The 26,445-nt window shown below is 54.2% G+C and carries 24 protein-coding genes and 2 CRISPR repeat arrays; of the genes, 3 read left to right on the top strand and 21 right to left on the bottom strand.

Annotation, left to right across the window (positions count from 1 at the left end; translation table 11 throughout):
• Positions 1-111 precede the first annotated feature (111 nt).
• The 10 genes from MY052_RS05065 to cysD form a co-directional block, all read right to left on the bottom strand.
• Positions 112-741: a protein-L-isoaspartate(D-aspartate) O-methyltransferase gene (locus MY052_RS05065; protein ID WP_248538313.1), complete on the bottom strand. Its 630-nt coding sequence runs from the start codon at positions 739-741 to the stop codon at positions 112-114.
• Positions 735-1,496, bottom strand: a complete 762-nt coding sequence (gene surE, locus MY052_RS05060; protein WP_035892880.1) for a 5'/3'-nucleotidase SurE — start codon at positions 1,494-1,496, stop codon at positions 735-737. Before surE ends, MY052_RS05065 begins: the two co-directional genes overlap by 7 nt.
• Positions 1,477-2,526 carry a tRNA pseudouridine(13) synthase TruD gene (gene truD, locus MY052_RS05055; RefSeq protein WP_248538312.1) on the bottom strand — a complete coding sequence of 350 codons (1,050 nt, stop codon included), beginning with the start codon at positions 2,524-2,526 and terminating at the stop codon, positions 1,477-1,479. The genes surE and truD overlap by 20 nt, the downstream gene beginning before the upstream one ends.
• Positions 2,523-3,002, bottom strand: a complete 480-nt coding sequence (gene ispF / locus MY052_RS05050) for a 2-C-methyl-D-erythritol 2,4-cyclodiphosphate synthase (RefSeq protein WP_035892877.1) — start codon at positions 3,000-3,002, stop codon at positions 2,523-2,525. The genes truD and ispF overlap by 4 nt, the downstream gene beginning before the upstream one ends.
• 15 nt (positions 3,003-3,017) lie before the next feature.
• Positions 3,018-3,713 carry a 2-C-methyl-D-erythritol 4-phosphate cytidylyltransferase gene (gene ispD / locus MY052_RS05045; protein ID WP_035892876.1) on the bottom strand — a complete coding sequence of 232 codons (696 nt, stop codon included), beginning with the start codon at positions 3,711-3,713 and terminating at the stop codon, positions 3,018-3,020.
• A gap of 19 nt (positions 3,714-3,732) precedes the next feature.
• Entirely contained in the window at positions 3,733-4,050 is a 318-nt protein-coding gene (ftsB, locus tag MY052_RS05040) for a cell division protein FtsB (protein ID WP_035892874.1), read from the bottom strand.
• 161 nt (positions 4,051-4,211) lie between these two features.
• Positions 4,212-4,538 carry a DUF3561 family protein gene (locus MY052_RS05035; RefSeq protein WP_035892872.1) on the bottom strand — a complete coding sequence of 109 codons (327 nt, stop codon included), beginning with the start codon at positions 4,536-4,538 and terminating at the stop codon, positions 4,212-4,214.
• Positions 4,539-4,581: 43 nt separating this feature from the next.
• Positions 4,582-5,187, bottom strand: a complete 606-nt coding sequence (gene cysC, locus MY052_RS05030; RefSeq protein WP_248538311.1) for an adenylyl-sulfate kinase — start codon at positions 5,185-5,187, stop codon at positions 4,582-4,584.
• Positions 5,187-6,614, bottom strand: coding sequence for a sulfate adenylyltransferase subunit CysN (gene cysN, locus MY052_RS05025; protein ID WP_202217289.1), 1,428 nt, complete (start codon positions 6,612-6,614; stop codon positions 5,187-5,189). Before cysN ends, cysC begins: the two co-directional genes overlap by 1 nt.
• A gap of 9 nt (positions 6,615-6,623) precedes the next feature.
• Entirely contained in the window at positions 6,624-7,532 is a 909-nt protein-coding gene (gene cysD / locus MY052_RS05020; RefSeq protein ID WP_035892866.1) for a sulfate adenylyltransferase subunit CysD, read from the bottom strand.
• A gap of 330 nt (positions 7,533-7,862) precedes the next feature.
• On the opposite strand from cysD, the gene MY052_RS05015 reads away from it, so the two are divergent.
• Complete coding sequence (locus MY052_RS05015) at positions 7,863-8,903, top strand: aminopeptidase (RefSeq protein WP_123650591.1); 1,041 nt, start codon at positions 7,863-7,865, stop codon at positions 8,901-8,903.
• A 130-nt stretch (positions 8,904-9,033) separates the two neighbouring features.
• Positions 9,034-10,284: a CRISPR direct-repeat array (repeat unit 29 nt; unit sequence CGGTTTATCCCCGCTGGCGCGGGGAACAC).
• Between the two features lie 96 nt (positions 10,285-10,380).
• Here the strand turns inward: MY052_RS05015 and cas2e are convergent.
• The 11 genes from cas2e to cysJ form a co-directional block, all read right to left on the bottom strand.
• Positions 10,381-10,674, bottom strand: coding sequence for a type I-E CRISPR-associated endoribonuclease Cas2e (gene cas2e, locus MY052_RS05010; RefSeq protein WP_248538310.1), 294 nt, complete (start codon positions 10,672-10,674; stop codon positions 10,381-10,383).
• On the bottom strand, positions 10,671-11,594 hold the full coding sequence (gene cas1e / locus MY052_RS05005) for a type I-E CRISPR-associated endonuclease Cas1e (RefSeq protein ID WP_202217287.1): 924 nt from the start codon (positions 11,592-11,594) through the stop codon (positions 10,671-10,673). Before cas1e ends, cas2e begins: the two co-directional genes overlap by 4 nt.
• Positions 11,591-12,241, bottom strand: coding sequence for a type I-E CRISPR-associated protein Cas6/Cse3/CasE (gene cas6e, locus MY052_RS05000; protein WP_202217286.1), 651 nt, complete (start codon positions 12,239-12,241; stop codon positions 11,591-11,593). The genes cas1e and cas6e overlap by 4 nt, the downstream gene beginning before the upstream one ends.
• Complete coding sequence (gene cas5e / locus MY052_RS04995; protein WP_202217285.1) at positions 12,223-12,969, bottom strand: type I-E CRISPR-associated protein Cas5/CasD; 747 nt, start codon at positions 12,967-12,969, stop codon at positions 12,223-12,225. The genes cas6e and cas5e overlap by 19 nt, the downstream gene beginning before the upstream one ends.
• Before the next feature lie 9 nt (positions 12,970-12,978).
• Entirely contained in the window at positions 12,979-14,034 is a 1,056-nt protein-coding gene (gene cas7e / locus MY052_RS04990) for a type I-E CRISPR-associated protein Cas7/Cse4/CasC (RefSeq protein ID WP_202217284.1), read from the bottom strand.
• Between the two features lie 13 nt (positions 14,035-14,047).
• Complete coding sequence (gene casB / locus MY052_RS04985; protein WP_202217283.1) at positions 14,048-14,608, bottom strand: type I-E CRISPR-associated protein Cse2/CasB; 561 nt, start codon at positions 14,606-14,608, stop codon at positions 14,048-14,050.
• Positions 14,605-16,161 (bottom strand): type I-E CRISPR-associated protein Cse1/CasA, encoded by a 1,557-nt coding sequence (gene casA, locus MY052_RS04980; RefSeq protein ID WP_248538309.1) that lies wholly within the window; start codon positions 16,159-16,161, stop codon positions 14,605-14,607. The genes casB and casA overlap by 4 nt, the downstream gene beginning before the upstream one ends.
• A complete protein-coding gene (cas3, locus tag MY052_RS04975; protein ID WP_202217281.1) occupies positions 16,158-18,836 on the bottom strand; it encodes a CRISPR-associated helicase Cas3' in 2,679 nt (892 codons plus the stop codon). The genes casA and cas3 overlap by 4 nt, the downstream gene beginning before the upstream one ends.
• Before the next feature lie 419 nt (positions 18,837-19,255).
• Positions 19,256-19,649: direct repeats of the CRISPR family, unit length 28 nt; unit sequence GGTTTATCCCCGCTCACGCGGGGAACAC.
• Positions 19,650-19,983: 334 nt separating this feature from the next.
• On the bottom strand, positions 19,984-20,718 hold the full coding sequence (gene cysH / locus MY052_RS04970) for a phosphoadenosine phosphosulfate reductase (RefSeq protein ID WP_035892862.1): 735 nt from the start codon (positions 20,716-20,718) through the stop codon (positions 19,984-19,986).
• A 101-nt stretch (positions 20,719-20,819) separates the two neighbouring features.
• Complete coding sequence (cysI, locus tag MY052_RS04965) at positions 20,820-22,532, bottom strand: assimilatory sulfite reductase (NADPH) hemoprotein subunit (RefSeq protein ID WP_248538308.1); 1,713 nt, start codon at positions 22,530-22,532, stop codon at positions 20,820-20,822.
• Positions 22,532-24,334: an NADPH-dependent assimilatory sulfite reductase flavoprotein subunit gene (cysJ, locus tag MY052_RS04960; protein ID WP_202217279.1), complete on the bottom strand. Its 1,803-nt coding sequence runs from the start codon at positions 24,332-24,334 to the stop codon at positions 22,532-22,534. Before cysJ ends, cysI begins: the two co-directional genes overlap by 1 nt.
• A 304-nt stretch (positions 24,335-24,638) precedes the next feature.
• Between cysJ and queD the strand changes: the two genes are divergently transcribed.
• Both queD and agp read left to right on the top strand, forming a co-directional pair.
• Positions 24,639-25,004 carry a 6-carboxytetrahydropterin synthase QueD gene (gene queD, locus MY052_RS04955; protein ID WP_163446301.1) on the top strand — a complete coding sequence of 122 codons (366 nt, stop codon included), beginning with the start codon at positions 24,639-24,641 and terminating at the stop codon, positions 25,002-25,004.
• Positions 25,005-25,170: 166 nt separating this feature from the next.
• The gene (gene agp / locus MY052_RS04950; RefSeq protein WP_123650594.1) at positions 25,171-26,412 is read left to right on the top strand and encodes a bifunctional glucose-1-phosphatase/inositol phosphatase; all 1,242 of its coding nucleotides are present in this window, start codon (positions 25,171-25,173) and stop codon (positions 26,410-26,412) included.
• Positions 26,413-26,445 lie beyond the last annotated feature (33 nt).

Here is a 26,445-nt window from a genome sequence, read left to right as displayed (position 1 = left end):
GAATAGGTTAACTGCCAGTGACTGAATACCGCGCAACGCACGTGCTGAACACTGGAAAACGTGTTCACCATACGCTGAATAAGGCCAAAAAACCTCAGAATAATCCGGGTCTCAGGCCAGTTCCCCTTTCACCAGGGGAACGAAGCGAACGGCCTCTACGGTATCGATAATGAATTCGTCTCCCCGCCGATGAACGCGCTTCAGGTACTGCTGATCATCGCCCACGGGTAAAACGAGAATACCGCCTTCGTCGAGCTGCGACATCAGCGCAGTCGGAATCTCCAGCGGAGCCGCCGTGACAATAATGGCATCAAACGGGGCGCGCGCTTGCCACCCCTGCCAGCCATCGCCGTGACGGGTAGATACATTGTGTAAATCAAGCTGTTTCAGGCGACGACGCGCGTGCCATTGCAGACTTTTTATACGCTCAACGGAACAGACATGATGCACCAGATGTGCGAGGATTGCCGTTTGATACCCCGAGCCAGTGCCAATTTCCAGCACCCTTGAATCAGGGGTCAACTCCAGCAACTCCGTCATTCGCGCCACCATATACGGCTGCGAAATGGTCTGCCCCTGCCCTATCGGCAGCGCCACGTTATCCCACGCACTGTGTTCAAACGCTTCATCAATAAATTTTTCGCGCGGCACCTGCGCCATGGCTTCCAGCACCCGCTCGTCATGAATGCCAAGCTGGCGTAGCTGGTTCAACAGGCTCTGGATGCGTTTACTGACTACCATTGCGCATCAACCCTCGCTTGCTCAAGCCAGTCGTTGACGACCTCATTTGCGCTATGGGCAGTGAGATCGACGTGTAGCGGCGTGACGGAGACGTAGCCCGCATCCACGGCAGCAAAGTCGGTGTCCGGGCCAGCGTCACATTTGTCACCCGGCGGGCCAATCCAGTAGAGCGTATTGCCGCGTGGATCCTGCTGCGGGATGACTTTATCCGCCGGGTGGCGGCTGCCACAGCGCGTGACGCGAATGCCTTTGATTTGGTCGAGCGGCAAATCGGGAACGTTAACGTTCAGAATGCGCCCGGTGCGCAGCGGCTCGCGCGCTAAGGCGCGCAGCAGAGAGCAGGTAACGGCGGCGGCGGTGTCGTAATGCTGATGACCGTTTAATGAGACCGCCAGCGCAGGAAAGCCTAAGTGACGGCCTTCCATCGCGGCCGCCACCGTGCCGGAATAGATAACGTCGTCGCCCAGATTGGGACCGGCGTTAATGCCAGAAACCACGATATCCGGGCGCGGACGCATCAGCGCATTAACACCCAGATAGACACAGTCCGTTGGCGTGCCCATCTGGACGGCGATGTCGCCGTTATCGAAAGTGAAGGTACGAAGCGAGGACTCAAGCGTCAGCGAATTCGACGCACCGCTGCGGTTACGATCGGGTGCAACTACCTGAACCTCGGCAAACTCCCGTAAGGCTCTGGCCAGCGTCTGAATGCCTGGCGCATGGATCCCGTCATCGTTACTCAGCAATATTCGCATAATCACCTGTTGTATTGATAAGTTCCCTTACCACGCTGGTCGCGAAACTTCCCGCCGGCAGCCAGAAACGCAGTTCGACGGTGACGTCGTCCCACCAGTTCCAACTGAACTGCTGCGGATAGAGCAGTTGAGCGCGACGTGCGGCTTCAACCTTTTCACGCAACAGCAATGACTGCAGCGCGGTCTCCTCAGCCAGCGTCGTTTGTTCAAACTCCAGGGCGGTTCGCTGCGTGCCCCAATCGCCGCTGCCTGGCAGCGCGGCGGTAATCATCAGTTCACGCGCGTCAACGCGGGCCTGCAGCACCGCAAGCTCGTCGTCGGTGGCAACAAACCAGCTGCCACGCCCCGATAATTGTAGCGCATCACCGTCAACAACTTGATTAAAGTCCGGTTTTTTTAGGCGCTCACTCACAATCTGATTAAACAACGCGCTGCGCGCCGCCGACAACCAAAAACTGCGTTTATTACGATCGCGCACCGGCGCACCGCTCTCGGCCCAGCGCAGCGCGCCAAGCAGGTTGCTGCCGCCAATGCCAAAGCGCTGAGCGCCAAAATAGTTCGGCACGCCGCGCTCGGCGATCGCCTGCAGACGCGCTTCAACGTCCTCGCGGTCTTTAACTTCACGCAGCACCAGCGTGAACTGGTTGCCCTTCAGCGCGCCTAAACGCAGTTTACGCTTGTGCCGCGCGTATTCCAGCACCTGACAGCCTTCCAACTGGAACTGGCTGAGATCCGGCATCGCATTGCCCGGCACGCGCGCGCACAGCCACTGTTCGGTCACCGCGTGTTTATCTTTTTGCCCGGCAAAGCTCACTTCGCGGGCATGTATTTTAAGGAATTTTGCCAGCGCGTCGGCAACAAATCGGGTATTGCAGCCATTTTTCTGAATACGCACCAGAATATGTTCGCCTTCGCCATCTGGCTCAAAGCCTAAATCTTCGACCACCAGAAAATCTTCCGGGTTGGCCTTCAGCAGCCCGGTTCCCTGCGGTTTTCCGTGCAGGTAGGTGAGTGCATCAAACTGAATCATGGTTTCGCCTTATGCAACAGCGCGACCGCTTCGCAGGCAATGCCTTCACCACGCCCGGTAAAGCCGAGTTTTTCGGTGGTGGTCGCTTTGACGTTTACGTCGTCCATATGGCAGCCGAGGTCTTCGGCAATAAACACGCGCATCTGCGGGATGTGCGGCAGCATTTTCGGCGCCTGAGCAATAATCGTCACATCGACGTTGCCCAGCGTGTAGCCCTTGGCCTGCACGCGTTTCCAGGCTTCGCGCAGCAATGCACGGCTGTCCGCCCCTTTAAATGCAGGGTCGGTATCCGGGAACAGTTTGCCGATATCGCCCAGCGCTGCTGCGCCCAGCAGGGCGTCGGTCAGCGCATGCAACGCCACGTCGCCGTCGGAGTGCGCCAGCAGCCCTTTTTCATAAGGGATACGTACGCCGCCGATAATAATCGGGCCAACACCGCCAAACGCGTGTACGTCAAATCCGTGTCCAATGCGCATTATGTCTTCTCCAGGTCAACCCAAGCGGGTGAGGTAAAATTCGGCAAGCGCCAGATCTTCCGGGCGAGTAACCTTAATATTATCAGCACGTCCAGCAATCAACTCAGGATGAAAGCCACAATATTCTAGTGCCGATGCTTCGTCGGTAATCGACGCCCCTTCGTTCAACGCCCGGGTTAAACACTCCAGCAGCAGTTCACGAGGGAAAAATTGCGGGGTCAGCGCGTGCCACAAATCGTTACGATCGACCGTGTGCGCAATCGCCGCTTTACCGGGCTCCGCACGCTTCATAGTATCGCGCACCGGCGCAGCCAGAATGCCCCCAACGCGGCTGGTGTCGCTGAGGCTAAGTAGTCGAGTGAGGTCATCCTGATGCAGGCACGGACGCGCCGCATCGTGCACCAGTACCCATTCGGCGTCATCAATCACCCGCAGACCTGCCAGAACGGAATCGGCACGTTCGACACCGCCTTCGACGACGGTTATCTGCGGATGTTGTGCAAGGGAGGTTTGTTGGAAGCGTTCGTCTCCGGCGGAGACCGCGATAATCACCCGCTGGACGCGGGCATTAGCCAGTAGCGCATCCACCGAGTGTTCCAGAATCGTTTTGTTACCGATTGAGAGATATTGCTTTGGGCAGTCCGTTTGCATGCGGCGGCCAAATCCGGCTGCCGGCACCACGGCGCATACGCCCGGAAAAGTTACGGCCATGTCGTCATCCTGGGACTGATTATCGATTAGTTTGCGCTTGCCCCGCGCCCTGAGTGCGTTTAGACGCATCCGGAACCAGACGATAGAAAGTTTCGCCCGGACGGGTCATGCTGAGTTCGTTACGTGCGCGTTCCTCGATCGCTTCCTGGCCGCCGTTGAGGTCATCAATTTCGGCGAAGAGCTGATCGTTGCGCGCTTTTAATTTTGCGTTGGTTGACTGTTGTACGGTCACATCATCACGAACTTTACTGAAGTCATGCAGACCATTTTTTCCGAACCACAACGAATATTGTAGCCAGACCAGCAAAGCCAGTAATAGCAGCGTTAATTTACCCATCCTGCCCCCTGAAAAACGGCCCTATCATCCCATAACTTACCGTCATTCTCCACTCCGGCCGCAGGCGATACCGCATATCGCTGGAAATTTACCATATTTCAGCGGCACAGAGACACGTATTGTCATGGTCTAAGGTGCGGATAATCGCTAATGAAGAAGCATTAACTCATCAGCCACATGAATAACAAACCGCACAGAGCAGCGACCGTCAGCAGAGTTGCAACAATTGTGTAGCCTAGTTTGCCTTTTACTAATGAGTGAAAGGCAACACCAATAACGACCGCAACAGGCATGAGGGCGAGGAAGAATGGCCAGGTGTACAAAAAGAAGAACAGCGTGTTATTGCCGTAATGCAGGTAGGGAATACCCAGTGCCATCAACCACGCTACAAAGCCGACAAAAGCCCCTGACAAAGACCATGTGGTTTCATCATAGCTAGGGGCGAGTGACTCTGATTGGGCCACGTTGATGTTCTGAGTATTGCGCATAAATAATCCTGTTAGGCCGGAGCCAACAAACTCCGGCACGTTTTCAGGATCTGATAATATCGCTCTGCTTGAGTAGATCTAATAATTGCGCAACCAAATTTGTTACTAATTGTTCACCATCAAGGCGGACAGCAGGCCGCTCGGGAGATTCATACGATGAATCAATTCCGGTAAAATTACGCAGTTCACCGGCCCGTGCTTTTTTGTACAGCCCCTTCGGATCGCGCGCCTCGCAGGTCGCCAGCGACGTGTCGACAAACACCTCAAAGAAACGGTCATCGCCCACGCGTTCGCGTACCATTTGACGTTCTGCGCGGTGCGGCGAGATAAACGCGGTCAATACCACCAGCCCGGCATCGACCATTAGCTTCGCCACTTCACCAACACGACGAATATTTTCCTTACGGTCTGCATCGGTAAAGCCTAAATCGCTGCACAGGCCATGACGCACATTGTCACCATCCAGCAGATAGGTGCTGACGCCAAGCTCATGCAGCGCCTCTTCCAGCGCGCCGGCTACGGTGGATTTCCCCGAGCCCGAAAGCCCGGTGAACCACAGCACAACCCCACGATGACCGTGGAGTTGCTCGCGCTGCTGCGCGGTGATGGGATGGGCGTGCCAGACGACGTTTTCGTCATGCTGAGCCATTATTTTCCTCCCAGCAAATCGCGCGCACCCCAGTGTGGGAAGTGTTTGCGCACCAGCGCATTCAGCTCCAGCTCAAAGGCGCTGAATTCTGAAGCCACTGCGGTTGCTTCGGTGTTCGGCTCGCGCACCATCCCCGCCCCCACGGTAACGTTAGTTAACCGGTCGATGAAAATAAGGCCGCCGGTCACCGGGTTCTCCTGATATTTGTCGAGCACCAGCGGCTCATCAAAAGTGAGATCCACAAGACCAATACCGTTCAGCGGCAGCGCATCCACTTCACGCTGGGTCAGGTTATTAATATCTACCTGGTACTGAATGCCATCTACACGAGCGCGGGTTTTCTTACCAGCAACTTTGATGTCGTAGCTCTGCCCTGCCGCCAGCGGCTGCTCGGCCATCCACACCACATCGACAGCCGCACGCTGCACCGATGGCAGGGCATCCTGCGCATCCAACAGCAGGTCACCACGGCTGATATCAATTTCATCTTTCAGTACCAGCGTAACCGCTTCACCGGCAAACGCTTCCGGCAGGTCGCCGTCAAAGGTCACGATACGGGCAATGCTGGACTCCACGCCTGATGGCAGCACCTTAACGCGCTGGCCGACCTTCACGCTGCCCGAGGCAACGGTGCCTGAAAAACCACGAAAATCGAGGTTCGGACGGTTAACATACTGCACCGGGAAGCGCATTGGCTGCGTGTCCACCGTACGGCGGATCTCCACGGTTTCCAGTACTTCCAGCAGCGTCGGGCCGCTGTACCAGGCAATGTTGTCGCTGCTGCTGGCGACGTTATCGCCTTCCAGCGCAGACAGCGGTACGAAGCGAATATCCAGGTTCCCCGGCAGCTGTTCAGCGAAGGTCAGGTACTCTTCACGAATGCGGTTAAACGTCTCTTCGCTGTAATCAACAAGATCCATTTTGTTGATAGCCACCACCAGGTGTTTGATCCCAAGCAGCGTCGAGATAAAGCTGTGGCGACGAGTTTGATCGAGCACGCCTTTACGGGCGTCGATCAGCAGGATCGCCAGGTCACAGGTTGACGCACCGGTCGCCATGTTGCGGGTGTACTGCTCGTGCCCCGGGGTGTCGGCAATAATAAATTTGCGCTTCTCGGTGGAGAAGTAGCGGTAAGCCACGTCGATGGTGATGCCCTGCTCGCGCTCGGCCTGCAGGCCGTCCACCAGCAGCGCCAGGTCGAGTTTTTCACCCTGGGTGCCATGACGTTTGCTGTCGTTGTGCAGTGACGAAAGCTGGTCTTCATAAATCTGGCGAGTGTCGTGCAGCAGTCGGCCAATCAGCGTACTTTTGCCGTCATCCACGCTGCCGCAGGTCAGGAAGCGCAGCAGGCTTTTATGCTGCTGAGCGTGCAGATACGCTTCAACGCCGCCTTCATCAGCGATTTGTTGTGCAATAGTGGTGTTCATGGCGGCTCCTTAGAAATAACCCTGACGTTTTTTAAGCTCCATGGAGCCGGCCTGGTCGCGGTCAATCATGCGGCCCTGACGTTCACTGGTGGTCGAGACCAGCATCTCTTCGATAATTTCCGGCAGCGTCTGCGCGTCGGACTCTACCGCGCCGGTCAGCGGCCAGCATCCCAGGGTACGGAAGCGCACCATCCGTTTTTTAATCACTTCACCCGGCTGGAGATCGATACGGTCGTCATCGATCATCATCAGCATACCATCGCGCTCCAGCACCGGGCGCTCGGCGGCCAGGTACAGCGGAACGATCTCGATATTTTCCAGGTAGATGTACTGCCAGATATCCAGCTCAGTCCAGTTGGAGAGCGGGAAGACGCGGATGCTTTCGCCTTTGTTAATCTGGCCGTTGTAGTTGTGCCACAGCTCCGGACGCTGGTTTTTTGGGTCCCAACGATGGAAGCGGTCGCGGAAGGAGTAAATACGCTCTTTGGCACGAGACTTCTCTTCGTCACGGCGCGCGCCGCCGAATGCGGCATCAAAGCCGTATTTGTTCAGCGCCTGCTTCAGCCCTTCCGTTTTCATGATATCGGTATGCTTAGCGCTGCCGTGTACGAACGGGCTAATCCCCATCGCCACCCCTTCCGGGTTTTTATGCACCAGCAGCTCGCAGCCGTAGGCCTTGGCGGTACGGTCACGGAATTCATACATTTCACGGAATTTCCAGCCGGTATCAACGTGCAGCAGCGGGAACGGCAGCGTGCCAGGATAAAACGCTTTGCGCGCCAGGTGCAGCATTACGCTGGAATCTTTGCCGATGGAATACATCATCACCGGATTTGCAAATTCGGCGGCCACCTCACGGATGATATGGATGCTTTCCGCCTCCAGTTGCCGTAGGTGAGTAAGTCGTTTTTGGTCCATAACCGTTCCTTAAGCCTGATTCATTGCACGTCTGTTGTGTTGGGTCTGATTGTGTCGTGTCGTCGATGCTTATTTTTTGTGGTGGCGGGTGTCGTGCTACAACTCGCTAACAATCAGCAATAGAGGGACTATAGGGGGTGGTTCAGACCAAATGAAATTACGAAAAGGAATGAGTTGTTACTCAAAGGAATAACGAACTGAAAAAGCAAATATCAAAAAGTGCTTAACGCCCGCAATTTCCGGCATTTAGGAGGTTTTGAAATTGTGTAATGCCCCTCACAGTTTCATACTAGGTGCGTCTATTTTTTTGCACTGTTGTAAGGACTTCCTATGTTCTCCGCACTGCGCCACTGCATGGCAGCCCTGGCGCTCGGCGTTTGCACCCTCCTTCCCGCACAGGCAGCCACCGCGCCTCTGGGAACCATCGCTAATACGCAAGCTCGCTATATCGCCACCTATTTCCCGGGTCGTATTACCGGTACGCCAGCTGAAATGCTCTCTGCCGACTATATTCGCCAGCAGTTTGCGCAGATGGGTTATCAGAGCGATATCCGCACCTTTAATAGCCGTTATATCTACACCACCAAAGATAACCGTAAAAACTGGCATAACGTTGTCGGCAGCACGGTCATCGCGGCGCATGAAGGGAAATCACCTCAGCAGATTATTGTGATGGCGCATCTGGACACCTATGCTCCGCACAGCGATAGCGACGTGGAGAAAAACCTCGGCGGCCTGACGCTTCAAGGCATTGACGATAACGCGCTGGGCCTCGGCGTGATGCTGGAACTGGCAGAACGCTTTAAAGGTATTCCGACGCAATATGGCATTCGCTTTATCGCTACCAGCGGTGAAGAAGAAGGTAAGCTCGGCGCGGAAAATTTATTGAAGCGCATGAGCAGCGCGGAGAAGAAAAACACCCTGCTGGTTATCAACCTCGATAACCTGGTGGTCGGCGATAAAATCTATTTCAACAGCGGCGTAAAAACCCCCGCGTCGGTTCGTAAACTGACCCGCGACCGCGCGCTGGCCATTGCCCACAGCCGCGGTATTGCGGCGGCAACCAACCCCGGCCTGAATGCGGAGTATCCGCAAGGAACCGGCTGCTGCAACGACGCCGAGATTTTCGATAAAGCCGGAATTCCGGTGCTGTCCGTTGAGGCAACGAACTGGTCACTCGGTAAAAAAGATGGCTACCAGCAGCGGGCGAAGAGCGCGAGCTTCCCTGATGGCACCAGTTGGCACAACGCCCATATCGATAATCAACAGTATCTCGATAAAGCGCTGCCAGGGCGTATTGAGCGCCGCAGCCGTGAAGTAGTACGGGTGATGATGCCGCTGATGCGCGAGCTGGCGAAGGCGCGCAGCTGATACTATCAAGGTCAGGCGCCCTGCTTGACCTTTTTCGCATTACACCCTGGGGGCACTCCGCTGTTAACGGCATTATCCCCGCTGAGCGCGAGGAACACTGGTTTCTTAAACTTTCCAGATTATCCAGATCAGGTTTATCCCCACTGGCGCGGGGAACACCGATTGCCGTTGCCAATTTCTTTGGAAAGCAGCGGTTTATCCCCGCTGGCGCGGGGAACACTTGACCGCGGTATCAGTCAGTCCAAATTTAGCCGGTTTATCCCCGCTGGCGCGGGGAACACTGCCATCCCGCTGCCGCATCGTCTTTTGAGAACGGTTTATCCCCGCTGGCGCGGGGAACACTCGGTGGAGCTAATCAGCGCCTGAACACCCGCCGGTTTATCCCCGCTGGCGCGGGGAACACGCAGTCGGGCCAGTTCGCGTCGTGCTGCGTCCTGGTTTATCCCCGCTGGCGCGGGGAACACCATGTCTACCTTGAGGACGAATTGTTGTATGGCGGTTTATCCCCGCTGGCGCGGGGAACACGTGCTTCAGGTCGTTGTTTCGTCATTTGCAGGCGGTTTATCCCCGCTGGCGCGGGGAACACCTGAAGTCCCACGAACTGGTCACGATTAAAGACGGTTTATCCCCGCTGGCGCGGGGAACACTTATTTATTAAATTCCCGTGGATGCTTATAGCCGGTTTATCCCCGCTGGCGCGGGGAACACGGATATCAATTTTTCATACGATACTATGATGACGGTTTATCCCCGCTGGCGCGGGGAACACGCCCACGTTGAACTCAAGCCCTCGGCGTTCTGCGGTTTATCTCCGCTGGCGCGGGGAACACACGTCATCAACTTCCGACTCTGACTCTGCTGGCGGTTTATCCCCGCTGGCGCGGGGAACACGCTTGCTGCTGGCGCGTCAAGTCCTGCTCATGCCGGTTTATCCCCGCTGGCGCGGGGAACACGCTTGCTGCTGGCGCGTCAAGTCCTGCTCATGCCGGTTTATCCCCGCTGGCGCGGGGAACACGGCGGTGGTAACTGGCTCAGGTCGATAATACTCGGTTTATCCCCGCTGGCGCGGGGAACACCCCACCGCTGCCAGCAGGTCATTACGTACCAGCGGTTTATCCCCGCTGGCGCGGGGAACACCTCAATCAAAAGCAAATCGACAAGCAGAACTCCGGTTTATCCCCGCTGGCGCGGGGAACACGTACACTCTAAACTTTCACTACGTGTATTAATCGGTTTATCCCCGCTGGCGCGGGGAACACCAGCATCAGTTGGACTCGCCGTGAACGGTTTCCGGTTTATCCCCGCTGGCGCGGGGAACACATCGTCTGTCCTCGTTTTCCCAGCTTCAGCAACGGTTTATCCCCGCTGGCGCGGGGAACACTCTAAACGTATATAACTGTTTTCTATTACATTTTTTACCAAGAAACAACCTACCAACTTATCAGCAACAATTCCAATTTATTAAAGAACACTCAACCTATTGATTATCAACAGGAAGAAAAGACACCAGTCTGATTCCATCCAAATCTACCGGAGTACGTCGATTGTCACCCCAGGTTTGAAACTCAAAACCGGACTCCGTATTTGTCGCCCAGGCCATCACAACATTTCCCACTCCGCCCAATTGCATGACTTGTTGCCAAATCATTTCCCGAATTCGCTTTGAGGTATCACCTACATAAACACCTGCACGGATTTCCAGCAACCAGATAGCCAGACGCCCTCGTAGACGCGGCGGAACGTTTTCCGTTACCACAACAACCATACTCATCCACTACGCCCTCGATGACCGCCGTCGCCTAATAATTCAGGCTCCGGTATTGCAGGTGGCAACATATCTGGCGCGGGCTGCGGGGGATCAATTTCACCGGCGGCAAGGACTTCCTCAATCAGAGGGATCAGTTTGCCGGTCAACTTCGTACTGCGGAATATGTCGCGGCAGGCTAGCCGCACCTCTTTATCTGGCTCTGCAGGATGACGGGCAGCAATTTCAAATGCCTTTGGTACGACTGAGTCAAATTTAATGATATCGGCTATGTCATAAACAAAAGAAAGCGGTTTACCGCTGTGAATAAAACCAATCGCAGGAGCATAGCCAGCTGCCAGAATAGCCGCTTCTGAAATACCATAAAGGCACGATGTCGCGGCGCTAATACACCGATTGACGACATCGCCTTTTTCCCAGTCTTTAGGATCATAGTTGCGACCGTACCACTTCACGCCATATTGTTTCGCCAGCAACGCATACGTCTGGCGCACACGAGAACCTTCAATACCACGCAGTTGTTCAACAGAGCGACGAGCTGGCGGTGGTTCGCGAAAACGTAGTTCATACATTTTGCGCACCACTTTCAGACGTAAATCATCATTCAGCGCCAGCTTTGCCTGATACAGCAGCTTGTCCGCTCGAGCGCCTCCGGGTTGACCAGAAGCGTAAACCCGGACGCCTGCTTCCCCTACCCAGACCAGAAGCGTACCGACCGTAGACGCTAAACGCACCGCCGCGTGCGAAACTCGAGTCCCCGGCTCCAGCATAATGCAGGCGACCGAACCAACCGGAATATGCGTGCGGACTCCGGTTTTGTCGATCAACACAAACGCACCGTCCAGTACGTCCACCTGACCGTACTGGAGGAAGATCATTGAGGTACGATCTTTTAAGGGGATCGGGCTTAGCGGGACAAACGTCACTCACTGTCTCCCGGTTTGATCATCATCATCCCGCAGCCAAACGCCCGGCTTTTACCGTATCCCGCCGCCAGTCGTTGCAGGAATCGCTCAGGATCGTTGACCACCAGCACGCCGCTATAATCCACACTGCTGAACTGGATCATCTGCCGAGCTTTCTCGCGTCGTATCTGCTGCTGTCGATAGGCATCAACACTCACCTCACGCAGAGAGAATCCATGTTGATCCCCCTGACGAGACAGCCACGCCAGCGCCGCCTGCTGCTGCTGGAGCCAAATATCCTGGCTATCCCTCTGCGCTTTGGCCTGGCGCTTTGCTTCCATCAGCAAGTCATGGCGCTTACCTGCTTTGCAAATGGTCGGATTCGCACGCAGGTTAAATCGCAACGTCTGCCCCACGCTTAGCGCAGGGCTAAACGCGCGGCACTGCACGTCGAAAAGCGCACTTTCTGCTGGCTGTTCCTGCGACAAAACAAAAAAGCGAAAGGCCCCCTGTAACTCCTCGCGACGATAAAGAAACTGTCGCTCCTTGCCGCCGGGAAAAAGTTCCCACAGCCACTGATGCATGACGTACTCACCACGATCCACCAGATGAAGCAGCTGTGAAGGCGAAAGCTGAGCGGTATACAACGTTATTCTTGAGAGGTACACGGTTCCTCCTTGCTGAGCCACGGCCCTTGATTCACGGTACGTTCGCCAAACAACCATTGCTGGCGACTCAACGGCCTGTCACGGCGGCGCAGAATTTTATTCGCGGTTAAGCCGTCGTGTTCCCCTTCCCACCAGCATTCACTCTGTAATTTCGCCAAAGGAAGTTTGAGCTGATTGAATTTATCCGCATACTGACGATAGGCAGCGCGCAGGACATCCGGCGCACTTCCTTCCAGAAATAACGGTGCAAGCGGCAACCCCAGCGGATGGCTTTTTCGCCCCAGATATAGAGGAAATACCGGATGTTGTAATGCCTCCTGGAGTTGCTCCAGCGTATAAGGCGCATTCGGCGTCATCGCAACGCCGACCATCCACCAGGCATCGGTGTAGTAGTCGCGCCTGGAAATCAACGCGCTGAGCAACTCAGAATCCTGCAACTCTTCCCGACGGCTAAAATAACGCGCTTTGCGCACCTCTTTTGGCATCTGCACCGTGTGATAATCCCGCGCCCAGCGCGGTTCCTCACTGGCACACAGCAAAAAAGAGTAATGACGATTAAAATCGTTCAGACGCGCTTCTTCATCACGACGAATACCGAGCGCTGCCGCGAGCAGCCCCAGTAATGCCGAACGCGAAGGCAGCTCATGGCTATGGCGCACTTCGCCGGGCGCATCGACGCCCCAGGAGGCCATTGGCCCATGAAGCTGAAAAACCAAATATTGGCTCATAGCCGCCCCTTACGCGCAGATAAAGTCCAGGACGTCTTTCATCGTTCCCTGCTGCTGCATCACGTCAAAGTGGCAAAATTGAGTTTGCTCGCCATAGACTTCTTTCATCTTTTCACGCAGCTCGGTAATGCGTTTTACCGCCACATCCAGTTGGTTAGTGCCGTTGATCGGATTATAAAATGCCGCCGCCAGTGAGCGTGGTTGATCGGTCCCTGTTTCCGCCAGCGCCCAGGAGGCGTAAGCGCGGCTGGCAAAGCTGTTTTGTTTGCCGGTTGGCGAGACTTTCAGCGCCGCTTCGGCGAATGCACGCAGCGTTTTGTTCACCAGCTCTTCATTGCCATTCAGGTTTTTCAGCAGCAGATCTTTGTCGATGCAGATATAGGTATAAAACAGTGCCGAGCCAAATCCGGTTTCCCCCAGGTGACCTGCGCCCGCATCATCTGAAGAAGCACGTAAATCGTCGACGGCAGTAAAGAAATCGTCTTCAACGATCGTTTCACTGACGCCAAAGGCATGCGCAACCTGACAAGCAGCTTCAATATTGAACTCCGGTTTGTTGGCCAGCATACGGCCAAACATCGCAATATCGACGGCCATGCGATCTTTACGCAGCAGTGCCAGTTCATCCTCTTTCGGCGCACGTTTTTCTTCTGCCAAACGGTACGCCAGCGTTTTTACCGCTTCAAATTCGGCGGGGCTAATATGCACCAGTTGCTCGGTTTCAGCGTTAGTCAGGACATCTTTTGCTTTCTTATCTGCTTTTACTTTGCCAAAGCAATTTGCGATCCCCTCTACCCATTCGACCGCTTTTTTCGGATCAATGCCTTTTTCAATCAGGATATTCGCCGCCTCGCGCGCAATGCGCCCGCTGCGTATACCGATATTCCCGGCAAGCGCTTGCTCAAAAAGTTCGGACGTCCGCCATGCACGCTTCAGGCTTTGCGAAGAAACGCGCAGGCGCGTGGCACCACCGAGTACGACCGTTTTCGGCGCGCCGGTATCGTCACGGTTCAAGTTGGCTGCCGGATAAGCGGTCAGTAAATGCAGTTGAATAAACGTTGTCATTAGAGAGTCCTTATTAATCTTTGTTATTGTCGCAATCTGCTTCACCGGCCTGGTAATACTCCAGAGCCCAGCGGACGCGAATAAATTCAGTTGGTCGTTGCTGGCGGCGAATATGGTTGAGCCATTCATCGTTTTCCCGGCACCAGTGAAAAACATCCTCCGCCAGAGAAGGCAGGTTGACGGCACCGTTCAGCAACCGAACCGCGCGGAGCAACTGACGCAAAAGTTCGTCGGGCGTTTTCACCGCCGATAAGCGGGAAAAACGCAGTTCCGACATCACCGGGTTATTGCCCGTCATCTGGCCCAGTTGCGCAGCAAACGTCTGTCGCTCATCGATTGATTTAACGTGTGCGGCCAACGCCGCTGTAATACCCAGCGCGGTAAAGCGCCACTCTTGCCCGTCGATCTTCCACAACGTATGGGTCTGCATCAGCAGGGAGCGGAACCCTTCCGAGAGACAGATGTCAGTCACCGTTTTACTGTGGCGCAGGCTGGCACGCAGACCGCGCTTTTCCTGTAGCCCTGCATGCCACTGACGTAACGTCACTCTATGATCGTCCTTCACTATTTTCATTCAGCAGCCCCCTGCTTTTTGGCTTTGGCGGCTTTCGTACTCTGCTTCTCCGCCGATTTCGTGAAATATTTTTTCCGCGCCATCATGATGCGTTTGAGATCAACCCCTTCATAAGGGTTGGTAAAAACGCGGTCATCAAAATAGCTGCGGGTAAATAGCCAGATATCCGTTTGCCATTTGCTCAACCGGTCATCCAGCTCCCAGCCATTTTCAAGATCGTGAATCATTTGCAAAAAGCGCCCCTGAGTCAGATTCCAGAAATCTATATCGATAAAGCTGAAATCGCCGCGCGCGCCTTTAGCATCAGCAAACCAGGCCTCTTTTAACGCACTACGCAGTAAGCTGAGGTTACGCGACGCGGTATTTGCCGCCTTACGCAGACTGGGGATGAGGTTTTCAGTTAACAGCAGTGGGAAGTGGTGTTCATACCAGCAGCGGGCTTTCATATTGTCGAAATCATAACCAAAGCCCCACAGCCCAATCCTGGTGTCTTTCAGGCTATGCGCGCCAACGGTTTTGACCACCAGCGCCGGATACTCAGTGTTATTTTCTGAAGTCCCTTCGTGATTCAATCCCAGCCAGTCGCGCCAGATAAGCCCACCAGGCTGAGGCTTAACGGAATAGAAGCCACTACCTTCTTTTAATGGCAGGCGGTAAGGCGTGAGCGGATGCCGCCAGCCTTCATAATTGACGCCATAATTTTTAACGGTCATACCGCTCAGCAGCGCATCACTTTCCGTTTCACAGATATCGCAACGGCCTGAGTGAGTGGTGTTGAAATCAATGCGAATACGCCGCGGCATTCCCCAGTATGCCTGTAACGGGCTCACCTGCTCTGGCGTTGTGACGGCATTTGCCTGTTCGCTGGTACGGGTCGCCGCAAGCCAGGGGAAAACAGATTCATCGTATAAGCCAGGCAACGGCATTTCGGCGCTATCTTGCGGCATGACATTGAGCCACAATTTGCGCCACAGCGGCGTTTGCCGGTTCCCCTGATACTCCTGCAACTCGATAAGCGTGGTCATCGGCCCGCCGCCGCGAAGCCCGGTACGATAACCTTTGCCACCTGCTGGGGCATTTAACTGTAGCGAAAATAGAGCCAGCGCCGCGCAATGTGGGCACAAGCGCTCCGTAACGCCACGTTTAATAAAGTGGTCTTTATTAAATTTGGTGGTCTGCGCACCAGGAATCTCAGGCAACAGGGAAGCAATAGAAACCGTCTCCCCGGTTAGCGGCTCAAAATCCTGCATAAAAGAAGGCGTCTCGCCACCAAACTGAAAGGCGTGTTCCAGTTGTTCCAGCGCGCGATGCAGGGCATCCGCGCTGAGTCCATCTTCCCAGACATCTTCCCAGCGATTGCGGTTTTTTGGCGCGATACTGCATTGCAACAATCCCAGCAGAAACTGCCAGGCAGCCCCCTGTAAATCGGCTCGTGTAGCGGCAATATCGACCACGTTTTCATCCGCCAGATTGACGGGCGCCAACTTCCCTATGGAACCATCTTTAAAGCGCACGGGAAGCCAGGGCGTTGTTAAAAGTGAGAAGCTATTCATTCAGGTATCTGCTCAACCTCCATACTTCCGATTAACCCTTCATGCGACGAATAGCCGCACGAATCTAAATTCGACACAACAATCACCACGGCAAATTCTTTATTCTGATGTTGCTCTACACACCACTGGCGCAGTGCCTCGCCCTCCAGTCGTTCAAACCCGTCTTTATGTTTTTCCCACCAGCCCTGACGTACGCGCAATGCGCTCATCTCCCAGGCGTGTTCTCCCGGCGCATAAGGCCTCACGACCCCTTCGACAATCCTCGCCAGCCACAGCGTGATGGACTCTTCAGCCAGCCGCGTCGACAGTTTTTCCGGCAGTAAATCACCACTTTCGGGGCTATACCCTGGTGCAAAATTTATGAGGTTCTGTTTGGCAAATGCCCGGTCGCAGTAGAATTTTCCTTCCTGCTGCTGTTCCGTCTTCGCGAATCCTTCAGGCATTTCAACGTCTTCACCATATACCGACTCAATAAGTCGTCGGGCAGACTGCGGCATCCGAATCTCGCCTTGCTGACGCAGCACGCGCTGGGTCAACCACAGACGACCATGATCGGGATAAACATAGGCACTGTTGCGCATGACGCTGGATAGCCAGTTTTCTTGCGGCGAGTCATCCCATTCAGGTGCAAGAATCAGCAACGCTGGCGAATCTCGTTCATCCTGACCGGAGGTTTTTACTCGCCCATTGCGATAGCGAATGTGTCTTTGCAGTCGTCCAGCACGTTGGATCAGTAAATCAACCGGCGCTAAATCGGAGATCATTTCATCGAGATCGATGTCTAAACTTTGTTCAATAACCTGAGTAGCGATAATGACCTTGCCGCGACGCTGAGCCGCACTTTGCTTACCGAAGAGTTCAAGCGTCTGAGATTCAATTCTCTGGCGGTCATAGAAGGCAAAACGGCTGTGAAAGAGGGTCAGATTTTCAGGCGAGACGACGCCCTGAGAAACAAGCTGTCGATAAATACGCACCGCGTCATCAACGGAATTTCGTATCCAGGCAATACACCTGCCGTGAAGCACCGCTTGACCGATACGTTCAATGCACGCCTGTTCGTTGTGTATCCAACCCACATTGACGCTACGTTCAACTTCTTTACGGGTTTCCACGTGCGAGGAAACCACTTTCGAGCGCGTAACCTGGGTGAGCCAGGGATAATCGTCATAGCCTAATAGCGGTGCTTCTGCTCGGCATTTCGCGCCTTTCGCAAACGCCGCAATCAGCCTCTCTCTCTGCTGTTGCGAGAGTGTGGCTGAAAGCAAAATGGTGGAATTGCCGTCACGGGCCTGTTTCTCGATCAAACTTTCAAGGATCCGTGACATGTACTGATCGTAAGCGTGGATCTCATCAGCCAGCAGAACCTTCTGACTTAGCCCCAGCATCCGCAGGTTACTATGCTTAAACGGCATGACCGCCATCATTGCCTGATCCAACGTGCCGACGCCCACCTCGGCAAGCAGCGCTTTCTTATTGCTGTCTGCAAACCAGGCGGCGCAGCCCTGGCTGAAAGGCTGTGAATCGTCCGGTTCCTCTGAGCCAGCTAAATCACCTGACCAGATTGACTGATTAAACCGGTCCATTAATCCACTTGCACTGTGTGCCAGCACCAGGCTGGGACGGTATTCCGGTTGGTACAGCGCCAACCAGCTTGCCGCCAGACGATCGAACATGGCATTTGCGGTTGCCATCGTTGGTAACCCAAAATAAAGCCCCCGCGCCTTTCCCGCAGCCATTAAACGATGAGTCAGTATCAGCGCGGCTTCCGTTTTCCCGGCTCCCGTCACATCCTCCAGAATAAATAACTGAGCACCATCAGGGCTAATATCCAATTGCAGGGCTTTCTGTTGTAACGGCGTGGGATGCTGAATAAAGGGAAACAGCGTGGTGATACCTGAGAATTTGGCAATCTCCGCAGACGGAGGGAAAACAGAAACCGCCTCTTTCGCTTTGCTAAGCGCCAGCTTCCAGTAATGCTCAACGGGCATTTTTTCCGCGATACGCGGGAAATAACGCGTTGAAGAACCGGTCCAGTCGGCGAGGACTACCGCAGCTGAAATAAACCAGGAAAGATGATTAATCTGTTCAATGCCTTCGTCATCATCCCAATATTCGGGAATCTCAACCAATGGGAATAGCTGCTTTATCGCCAGAAGAAAGTCGCGAGCCGCTTCTTTATCCTGCTGGCGAAAATTGTTCACTTCCTGAATAGCATCTGGCGGGCGTCCGTGATGCCCTGTCGTCAGCGGCATCCACATTGCAATGGTTCGGCGAAGTTTGCGGGCTGATAACGTAGATAGAGGGAATAATTCTGAACATTCACTTAAATAATTATTCCACAGCCAGTAACCTAACGTCGAATGGGAAATATTTTCATATTGCCGCAAGGGCGCTTCAGAAGAGAGAAAATCGGTATGAAGATGTAATTGTTGAAATGAATGAGCGAACTTTCCGATATCGTGCCAGCACAGAATCCAGGAAAAAAAATGTGCGGCCTGCTCGGTACTTTGTAACCCCAACTTCTGAAGATAATTGTCGATACAATAAATATTGTTTATTACCATCCAATGCCCGACCGCAGCAACGTCTAGCGAGTGCCAGCACAGCAGGTGATAATCGTCGCCACCGTTTTTGTCTCCACGTGCGCTTTTTCCCCAATACTTAAATATCGTCACAAAAGCCTCAAGTTGGTGACAAGAATATCTGCCTATATTGGGCAACTCATATATTTATTTTTTGATATACCTCAAAACATCATTATATAAAACATCCTATTACATTATTTTTCAATATGACTAATAGATGTGTATTATTTATCGTCACAAAACAAAATTTATCTATATAGTTAAACCATATATAACAAAGGATATGCTAATCATCTACAATGTAACTAGCAAAAAGAAAAAGTGATTTTATGGCATTTAAAGTCGTATTGCCCAGGTAATAAGGCCTATTATTAATAGCTCAATAACCGACTCATTATAATTAATGCTTACCAAATCATTTGAGGCGTGAATAATTACCCATCCTTTCGACCCATCTCCGCTGGCGCGGGGAACACCCGATGAAAGCATCACCGTTCAGACCAGCTTGCGGTTTATCCCCGCTCACGCGGGGAACACGCCCTCAATACAATCCCTTTTTGTATATTTTTAGGTTTATCCCCGCTCACGCGGGGAACACACAGATACCGGAAAAGCCGACGAACGTTAGCGCGGTTTATCCCCGCTCACGCGGGGAACACCCCTCGGTTATCCACGCTATAGAGACTACTATCGGTTTATCCCCGCTCACGCGGGGAACACCAGTGTTTCCACTTTCACGAAATAAGGCGCGACGGTTTATCCCCGCTCACGCGGGGAACACTCATTGCGCGATATGAGCAACGCCAGAATCAGCGGTTTATCCCCGCTCACGCGGGGAACACTTTGCAAGCTCATCCCTGGCAACCTTCCTTACCGGTTTATCCCCGCTCACGCGGGGAACACTCTAAAAATAACCAATTGAATTCATTATATTTTTATACCGCTTTAATTTCTACCAACTTTCAGAGTTCAAAAGCAAAAATTAACACATTGATTTTAAAAGACTAAAAAAATCATTATCATGCATCTCACATTCCACCGAAAAACCTTCTTATCGGGTATCTCAAGCTTTCACCAAGATGGTGAGAGTTGCGAATCTGCTTACTCCGAACTGCTAACGCTATTTTATCCCTGATATGATTATTTCTGCAGATGCCATCTGTATCGAGACATGTTGCTGACAAATAAAAACGCCCCCGGCTATACAGCAAGAGGCGTTAAATAGAGTAAAGAGTCATTACCCTTCGTGCAGCCCGCACTCGCGCTTAAGCCCGAAGAAGCGGGTCTCTTCTTCCGCCATGCCCGGCTCCCATTTGCGGGTGGTGTGCGTATCGCCTACCGACAGATAGCCCTGATCCCACAGCGGATGGTATTTCAGACCGTGCTTTTGCAGGTATTGGTAAACCGTACGGTTGTCCCAGTCGATGATCGGCAGCACTTTAAAGACCCCGCGCTGAATCGCCAGCACCGGCAGCGTCGCGCGGCTGCCAGACTGCTCGCGGCGCAGGCCGGCAAACCAGGTTTGTGCGTTGAGCTCTTTAAGCGCCCGGTTCATCGGCTCAACCTTGTTGATGTCATTGTATTTCTCAATGCCCTCAACGCCCTGCTCCCACAGTTTGCCGTAGCGTGCTTCCTGCCAGGCGGCGCTCTCTTTCGCGCTGTAGACCTGTAGGTTGAGTTTGAGTTTGTCCGTTAACTCGTCGATAAACTGATAGGTTTCCGGGAACAGATAGCCGGTATCGGTGAGGATCACCGGGATATCCGGGCGAATCTGGTTTACCAGATGCAGGCTTACCGCCGCCTGAATACCAAAGCTTGAGGAGAGCACGTATTCACCGGGCAGGTTTTCCAATGCCCAGGCCACACGCTCCTCGGCGCTTAGCTTTTCCAGTTGGGCGTTAGTTTCCGCCAGAGCCAGCACGCGTTCGACTTTTGGCAGTTCATTCAGCGCATTTAGATCGAGTTTGGACATAAGTTCCTCGCTGTATGCCTTGCCTGATGGCGCTTCGCTTATCAGGCCTACGCAGACGGTAGGCCGGATAAGGCATTTATGCCGCCATCCGGCAATTCAGGTTATTCCCAGAAATCACGCGCTGGATCGAGCACCGGACGAATGATGCCCGCACGCACCGTAAAGTCGCCGAAGCCTTCACCCGCTTCGCGCTCTTTCGCCCAGCGCCCAACCAGTTCGTCTACGGAAGCGAGAATTTCGGTTTCCGTAATGTTTTCGCGATACATACGCGGAATGCGCGTACCCATGCGGTTACCGCCCAGATGCACGTTGTAGCGGCCCGGCGCTTTACCCACCAGCCCCAGTTCAGCCAGCATCGCTCGGCCACAGCCGTTCGGACAGCCGGTGACGCGCATCACGATGTGTTCTTCAGGAATGCCGTGTTTTTCCAGAATGGATTCAACTTTGTCAGTAAACGACGGCAGGAAACGCTCGGCTTCCGCCATCGCCAGCGGACAGGTTGGGAACGACACGCAGGCCATGGAGTTTTCACGCTGCGGCTTCACCGCATTCATCAGACCATGATCGCGAGCCAGCTTCTCTACCTTCGCCTTCTGGCTTTCCGGTACGCCAGCGATGATCAGGTTCTGGTTGGCGGTGATGCGGAAATCGCCTTTGTGGATCTTCGCGATCTCCAGCAGGCCGGTTTTCAGCGGACGGCCCGGATAATCCAGAATACGGCCATTTTCGATGAATAGCGTCAGGTGCCAGTTGTTGTCGATCCCTTTCACCCAACCAATTCTGTCGCCACGACCGGTGAACTCGTATGGGCGGATCGGTTCAAATTTGATCCCCGCACGGCGCTCAACTTCTTCCTTGAAGGTATCGACGCCGACGCGCTCAAGGGTGTATTTGGTTTTAGCGTTTTTGCGGTCGGTACGGTTACCCCAATCGCGCTGCGTCGTCACCACCGCTTCCGCAACCGCCAGCGTATGTTCAAGCGGCAGATAGCCGAATTCACTCGCCGTACGGGCGTAGGTTTTCTTATTCCCGTGCTCGATGGACAGACCGCCGCCGACCAGCAGGTTGAAGCCCACCAGCTTGCCGTTTTCAGCAACAGCCACGAAGTTCATGTCGTTGGCGTGCAGATCGATATCGTTCTGCGGCGGGATCACCACGGTAGTTTTAAACTTACGCGGCAGATAAGTTGAACCGAGGATCGGCTCTTCGTCCGTCGTCGCGACTTTTTCCTGATCGAGCCAGATCTCCGCATAAGCGCGGGTGCGCGGCAGCAGATGTTCAGAAATTTTCTTCGCCCACTCGTAGGCTTCGGCGTGCAGCTCTGACTCATACGGGTTAGAGGTACACAGCACGTTACGGTTCATATCGTTGGCGGTCGCCAGCGCATCAAGCCCGACGGAGTGCAGCATCTGGTGCACCGGCTTCACGTTCTTCTTCAGAATACCGTGGAACTGGAAGGTCTGACGGTTAGTCAGACGGATGCTACCGTAAATGGTGTTATCAGCGGCAAATTTGTCGATGGCCTTCCACTGGGTAGTGGTGATCACCCCGCCCGGCAGACGACAGCGCAGCAGCATCGCATGGCGCGGCTCCAGCTTCTGCTCGGCGCGTTCGGCGCGGATATCGCGGTCATCCTGCTGATACATACCGTGGAAACGGATCAGCAGGAAGTTATCGCCGTGGAAGCCGCCGGTCAGACCGTCGTTCAGGTCTTCCGCGATGGTGCCGCGCAGGAAATTACTTTCATGCTTCATGCGCTCGGCGTCAGTCAGTTTGCCTTCGACCACTAAAGGCCCTGGGTATTTTTCGCTCATTAGTAGACATCTCGCTGATAACGGCGCTCAACGCGCAGCTCACTTAAAAATTCATCCGCCGCTTCGATGTCCATTGCACCGAATTCAGCAATCACTTCCAGCAATGCCTGCTCAACGTCTTTCGCCATGCGATTAGCGTCGCCGCAGACATAAATGTGGGCACCGTCATTGATCCAGCGCCACAGTTCCGCGCCCTGTTCGCGCAGTTTGTCTTGTACGTAGATTTTTTCTTTTTGGTCGCGTGACCAGGCCATATCGATACGGCTCAGCACGCCTTCTTTCACGTAACGCTGCCATTCCACCTGATAGAGGAAATCCTCGGTGAAGTGCGGGTTACCGAAGAACAGCCAGTTCTTGCCTTCTGCGCCATCGGCCGCGCGTTGCTGCATAAAGGCGCGGAACGGGGCAATACCGGTGCCCGGGCCAATCATGATAACCGGGGTCTGCGGGTTAGCCGGCAGACGGAAGTTGTCGTTATGTTCGATGAAGACGCGGACTTCGCCTTCTTCTTCCACGCGGTCGGCGAGGAAGCTGGAGGCACCACCAGCGCGCGCTCGCCCTTCAATCTCGTAGCGTACAACGCCCAGCGTCACGTGCACTTCGCTCTCGACTTCCGCCTGAGAGGAGGCAATGGAATAGAGGCGCGGCGTTAACGGACGCAGCAGGCCAATCAGCGCTTCAGCATCAAGTTGAGCGGGAGAGAAACGCACCATATCAACAATCGGCGTGGTCGCGGCATACTGCTGCAACTGCGCTTTATCGCCCACCAGCGGCAACAGAGATTCACTGCGGGTCAGCGTGGCGTAGTTTTCCACGATATTGGCGGTGTTAACCGTCAGCTCGAAGTGCCATTGCAGCGCGTCGGCCAGCGGCAGGGTTTTGCCGTCAACCGTGACCGGCTCGTCGCCCTTCAGCCACAGCAGCTCGACCAGCTCTTTGACCAGCTCGGGGTCGTTCTGATACCAGACGCCCAGCGCGTCACCCGGCTGATAACGCAGGCCGGAGTCACCGAGATCGATTTCGATATGGCGAACGTCTTTTTCGGAATCACGGCCGGTGATTTTCTGGTTCACCGCGAGCGTTGCCGTTAATGGCGCTTCTTTGGTGTACGGGCTCGAATGAATATCATTAACCGCACCGCTCGCCGCCGCCTGAACGGAAGGCGCAGCTGGCGCACGCGCCTTCAGCACATCAACCAGTCGCGCGCGCCATTCGGCGGCGGCAGCCTGGTATTCTACGTCAGCATCCACGCGGTCGAGCAGACGTTCACCACCAAGCTCAGCCAGCTTGCTGTCGAAGTCTTTACCGGCCTGGCAGAAGAATTCATAAGAGGTGTCGCCCAGCCCCAGCACCGCGAAGGCGGTATCGGTGAGCTTCGGCGCTTTTTTCGAGAACAGGAACTTATGCAGCGCCACGGCTTCTTCCGGCGCTTCCCCTTCACCCTGTGTGGAAGCGACAATGACCAGCAGCTTTTCTGACGCGATTTGTTTGAATTTATAATCCCCGGCGTTGACCAGGTTCACGTTCAGTTTGGCGGCCTGCAGGTCGTCACGAAGGGCTTCCGCCACGCGGCGAGCGTTGCCCGTCTGCGAGGCAGAGATAAGCGTAATGCTCGGGACTTCAGCAGCGACCGGTGCGGCAACAGCTGCGCCCGCGCCAGGCTGCTGATTAAGCACGCCCCAAAAATAGCCGGAAACCCAGGCAAGCTGGGTTGGTGATAAATCAGTAGTGGCCGCCTGAAGGCGTGCCATCTGCTCCGGGTTTAGCGGGAGCAACGCTGAAGGGGGGGACTGTGTTGTCATGCGTCGTTATGTTCCAGTAGCAAAGCTGTTTCTAATCAGGAAAAACAGAACTGAATGTAAGGTTAACGACGTCGATAATAACAATTAAAGAAGTGATAGAAATATCAAATAACCAAATGGACTAACCTGTTTTCCTGGTAGTTAATAGCACTAAAACAGGTTGAATAAGGTGTTGATATAATTAAAGAATAATCATCACGGAGATTAATACTTGTACTCGTCGCCTATTTGGCCGTTTTAGTTAATGCAGAAAAATGTGCATTCGGGTACTATGCGGCGTTTTTTTCCGCAATACTGAGAGTTCATGATGTCCACCACACTGTTTAAAGATTTCACCTTCGAAGCCGCCCACCATCTGCCGCACGTGCCAGAAGGACACAAATGCGGTCGTCTGCACGGCCACTCGTTTATGGTGCGTCTTGAGATAACCGGTGAAGTCGATCCGCATACCGGTTGGATCATGGATTTTGCCGAACTGAAAGCGGCATTCAAGCCAACCTACGATCGTCTGGATCACTACTACCTGAACGATATTCCGGGCCTCGAAAACCCAACCAGCGAAGTACTGTCCCGCTGGATCTGGGAACAGGTAAAACCGGTTGTTCCACTGCTTAGCGCAGTCATGGTTAAAGAAACCTGCACGGCGGGCTGCGTGTATCGCGGCGAGTAAATACGCCTGCAAGCGGGGAGTCGATTCACGCCTCCCCCGTTTTCCTCTTCTGCTACTCCTATCACATTAATTTCCCTAATCTTTCAGAATGCGGTATCCGCCCAGGAAAAATGACGACGTTCTGTCACAATCATTGGGTTGGTTAATACATTGTGAGGAATAAGGGATGAAGAAAACGCTTCTCGCCGCAGCGATGCCGGCACTATTATTGTTCTCAGGATTGAGTCAGGCGCAAACCCCACCCGAAGGCTATCAGCTTCAGCAGGTGCTGATGATGAGCCGCCATAACCTACGTGCACCCTTAGCGACTAACGGTAGCGTGCTGGAGCAGTCGACGCCGAACGCCTGGCCTGAGTGGGACGTCCCCGGCGGCCAACTGACGACCAAAGGCGGCGTGCTCGAAGTCTATATGGGCCACTACATGCGTGAATGGCTGGCACAGCAGGGCATGGTCACGAGCGGTGAATGCCCGGCGCCAGACACGGTATACGCCTATGCCAACAGCCTGCAGCGTACCGTCGCTACCGCCCAGTTCTTTATTAACGGCGCCTTCCCCGGCTGTGACGTTGTCGTCCATCACCAGGAAAAAATGGGCACCATGGACCCAACATTCAACCCGGTGATCACCGACGACTCTGAAGCATTCCGCGAAAAAGCGGTACAGGCGATGGAGAAAGCGCGGCAGTCCGAACAGCTCGACGAGAGCTATAAGCTACTGTCGCAGATTGCCCGCTATCAGGACTCTCCGTCCTGCAAAGAGAAACAGCAGTGTTCGCTAACCGAAGCAAAAGACAGCTTTAGCGCCAACTACCAAAAAGAGCCAAGCGTGAAAGGGCCGCTGGCGATAGGTAACTCGCTGGTCGATGCATTCACGCTGCAATATTACGAAGGGTTCCCGCTAGACCAGGTAGCCTGGGGTGAAATCAAAACCGACCAGCAGTGGCGTGTACTTTCACAGCTGAAAAACGGCTATCAGGACAGTCTGTTCACTTCCCCGGAAGTGGCGCGCAACGTCGCGAAACCGCTGGTGAAATATATCGATAATGCGCTGGTCACCGAAGCGGCGAAAACGCCAAAAATCACGGTGTTGGTCGGCCATGACTCAAATATTGCTTCGCTGCTGACGGCGCTCGATTTTAACGCCTACACCCTACCGGGACAGTACGAACGTACGCCGATTGGCGGGAAAATTGTGTTCCAGCGCTGGCATGATACGAAAGCAAATCGGGAGTTGATGAAGATTGAGTATGTCTATCAGAGCGCCGATCAGCTGCGTAACGCCGATACGCTAACGCTGAAAACACCTCCGCAGCGCGTCACGCTGTCGCTGAAAGGCTGCCCGGTTGATGCTAACGGCTTCTGCCCGATGGATACCTTCTCGAAGGTGATGAACGACGCGGCGAAATAAACATAACGCACTACCGTAGCCCGGCCGAGCGAA

Origin of the sequence: Kluyvera ascorbata (assembly GCF_023195735.1) — a bacterium.
Classification (GTDB): domain Bacteria; phylum Pseudomonadota; class Gammaproteobacteria; order Enterobacterales; family Enterobacteriaceae; genus Kluyvera; species Kluyvera ascorbata.
This window is presented reverse-complemented; position numbering and strand designations above follow the sequence as displayed.

Excerpts from the sequence above, each read along its gene's own strand:
- cysI (WP_248538308.1), bottom strand. The coding sequence starts at position 22,532 with ATGAGCGAAAAATACCCAGGGCCTTTAGTGGTCGAAGGCAAACTGACT.
- ispF (WP_035892877.1), bottom strand. The coding sequence starts at position 3,002 with ATGCGCATTGGACACGGATTTGACGTACACGCGTTTGGCGGTGTTGGC.
- casB (WP_202217283.1), bottom strand. The coding sequence starts at position 14,608 with ATGAAAATAGTGAAGGACGATCATAGAGTGACGTTACGTCAGTGGCAT.
- casA (WP_248538309.1), bottom strand. The coding sequence starts at position 16,161 with ATGAATAGCTTCTCACTTTTAACAACGCCCTGGCTTCCCGTGCGCTTT.
- cysH (WP_035892862.1), bottom strand. The coding sequence starts at position 20,718 with ATGTCCAAACTCGATCTAAATGCGCTGAATGAACTGCCAAAAGTCGAA.
- cysJ (WP_202217279.1), bottom strand. The coding sequence starts at position 24,334 with ATGACAACACAGTCCCCCCCTTCAGCGTTGCTCCCGCTAAACCCGGAG.
- queD (WP_163446301.1), top strand. The coding sequence starts at position 24,639 with ATGATGTCCACCACACTGTTTAAAGATTTCACCTTCGAAGCCGCCCAC.
- cysN (WP_202217289.1), bottom strand. The coding sequence starts at position 6,614 with ATGAACACCACTATTGCACAACAAATCGCTGATGAAGGCGGCGTTGAA.
- MY052_RS05015 (WP_123650591.1), top strand. The coding sequence starts at position 7,863 with ATGTTCTCCGCACTGCGCCACTGCATGGCAGCCCTGGCGCTCGGCGTT.
- cas5e (WP_202217285.1), bottom strand. The coding sequence starts at position 12,969 with ATGAGCCAATATTTGGTTTTTCAGCTTCATGGGCCAATGGCCTCCTGG.
- MY052_RS05035 (WP_035892872.1), bottom strand. The coding sequence starts at position 4,538 with ATGCGCAATACTCAGAACATCAACGTGGCCCAATCAGAGTCACTCGCC.
- truD (WP_248538312.1), bottom strand. The coding sequence starts at position 2,526 with ATGATTCAGTTTGATGCACTCACCTACCTGCACGGAAAACCGCAGGGA.
- cysD (WP_035892866.1), bottom strand. The coding sequence starts at position 7,532 with ATGGACCAAAAACGACTTACTCACCTACGGCAACTGGAGGCGGAAAGC.
- ispD (WP_035892876.1), bottom strand. The coding sequence starts at position 3,713 with ATGGCCGTAACTTTTCCGGGCGTATGCGCCGTGGTGCCGGCAGCCGGA.
- agp (WP_123650594.1), top strand. The coding sequence starts at position 25,171 with ATGAAGAAAACGCTTCTCGCCGCAGCGATGCCGGCACTATTATTGTTC.
- surE (WP_035892880.1), bottom strand. The coding sequence starts at position 1,496 with ATGCGAATATTGCTGAGTAACGATGACGGGATCCATGCGCCAGGCATT.
- cas7e (WP_202217284.1), bottom strand. The coding sequence starts at position 14,034 with ATGACAACGTTTATTCAACTGCATTTACTGACCGCTTATCCGGCAGCC.
- MY052_RS05065 (WP_248538313.1), bottom strand. The coding sequence starts at position 741 with ATGGTAGTCAGTAAACGCATCCAGAGCCTGTTGAACCAGCTACGCCAG.
- ftsB (WP_035892874.1), bottom strand. The coding sequence starts at position 4,050 with ATGGGTAAATTAACGCTGCTATTACTGGCTTTGCTGGTCTGGCTACAA.
- cas2e (WP_248538310.1), bottom strand. The coding sequence starts at position 10,674 with ATGAGTATGGTTGTTGTGGTAACGGAAAACGTTCCGCCGCGTCTACGA.
- cysC (WP_248538311.1), bottom strand. The coding sequence starts at position 5,187 with ATGGCTCAGCATGACGAAAACGTCGTCTGGCACGCCCATCCCATCACC.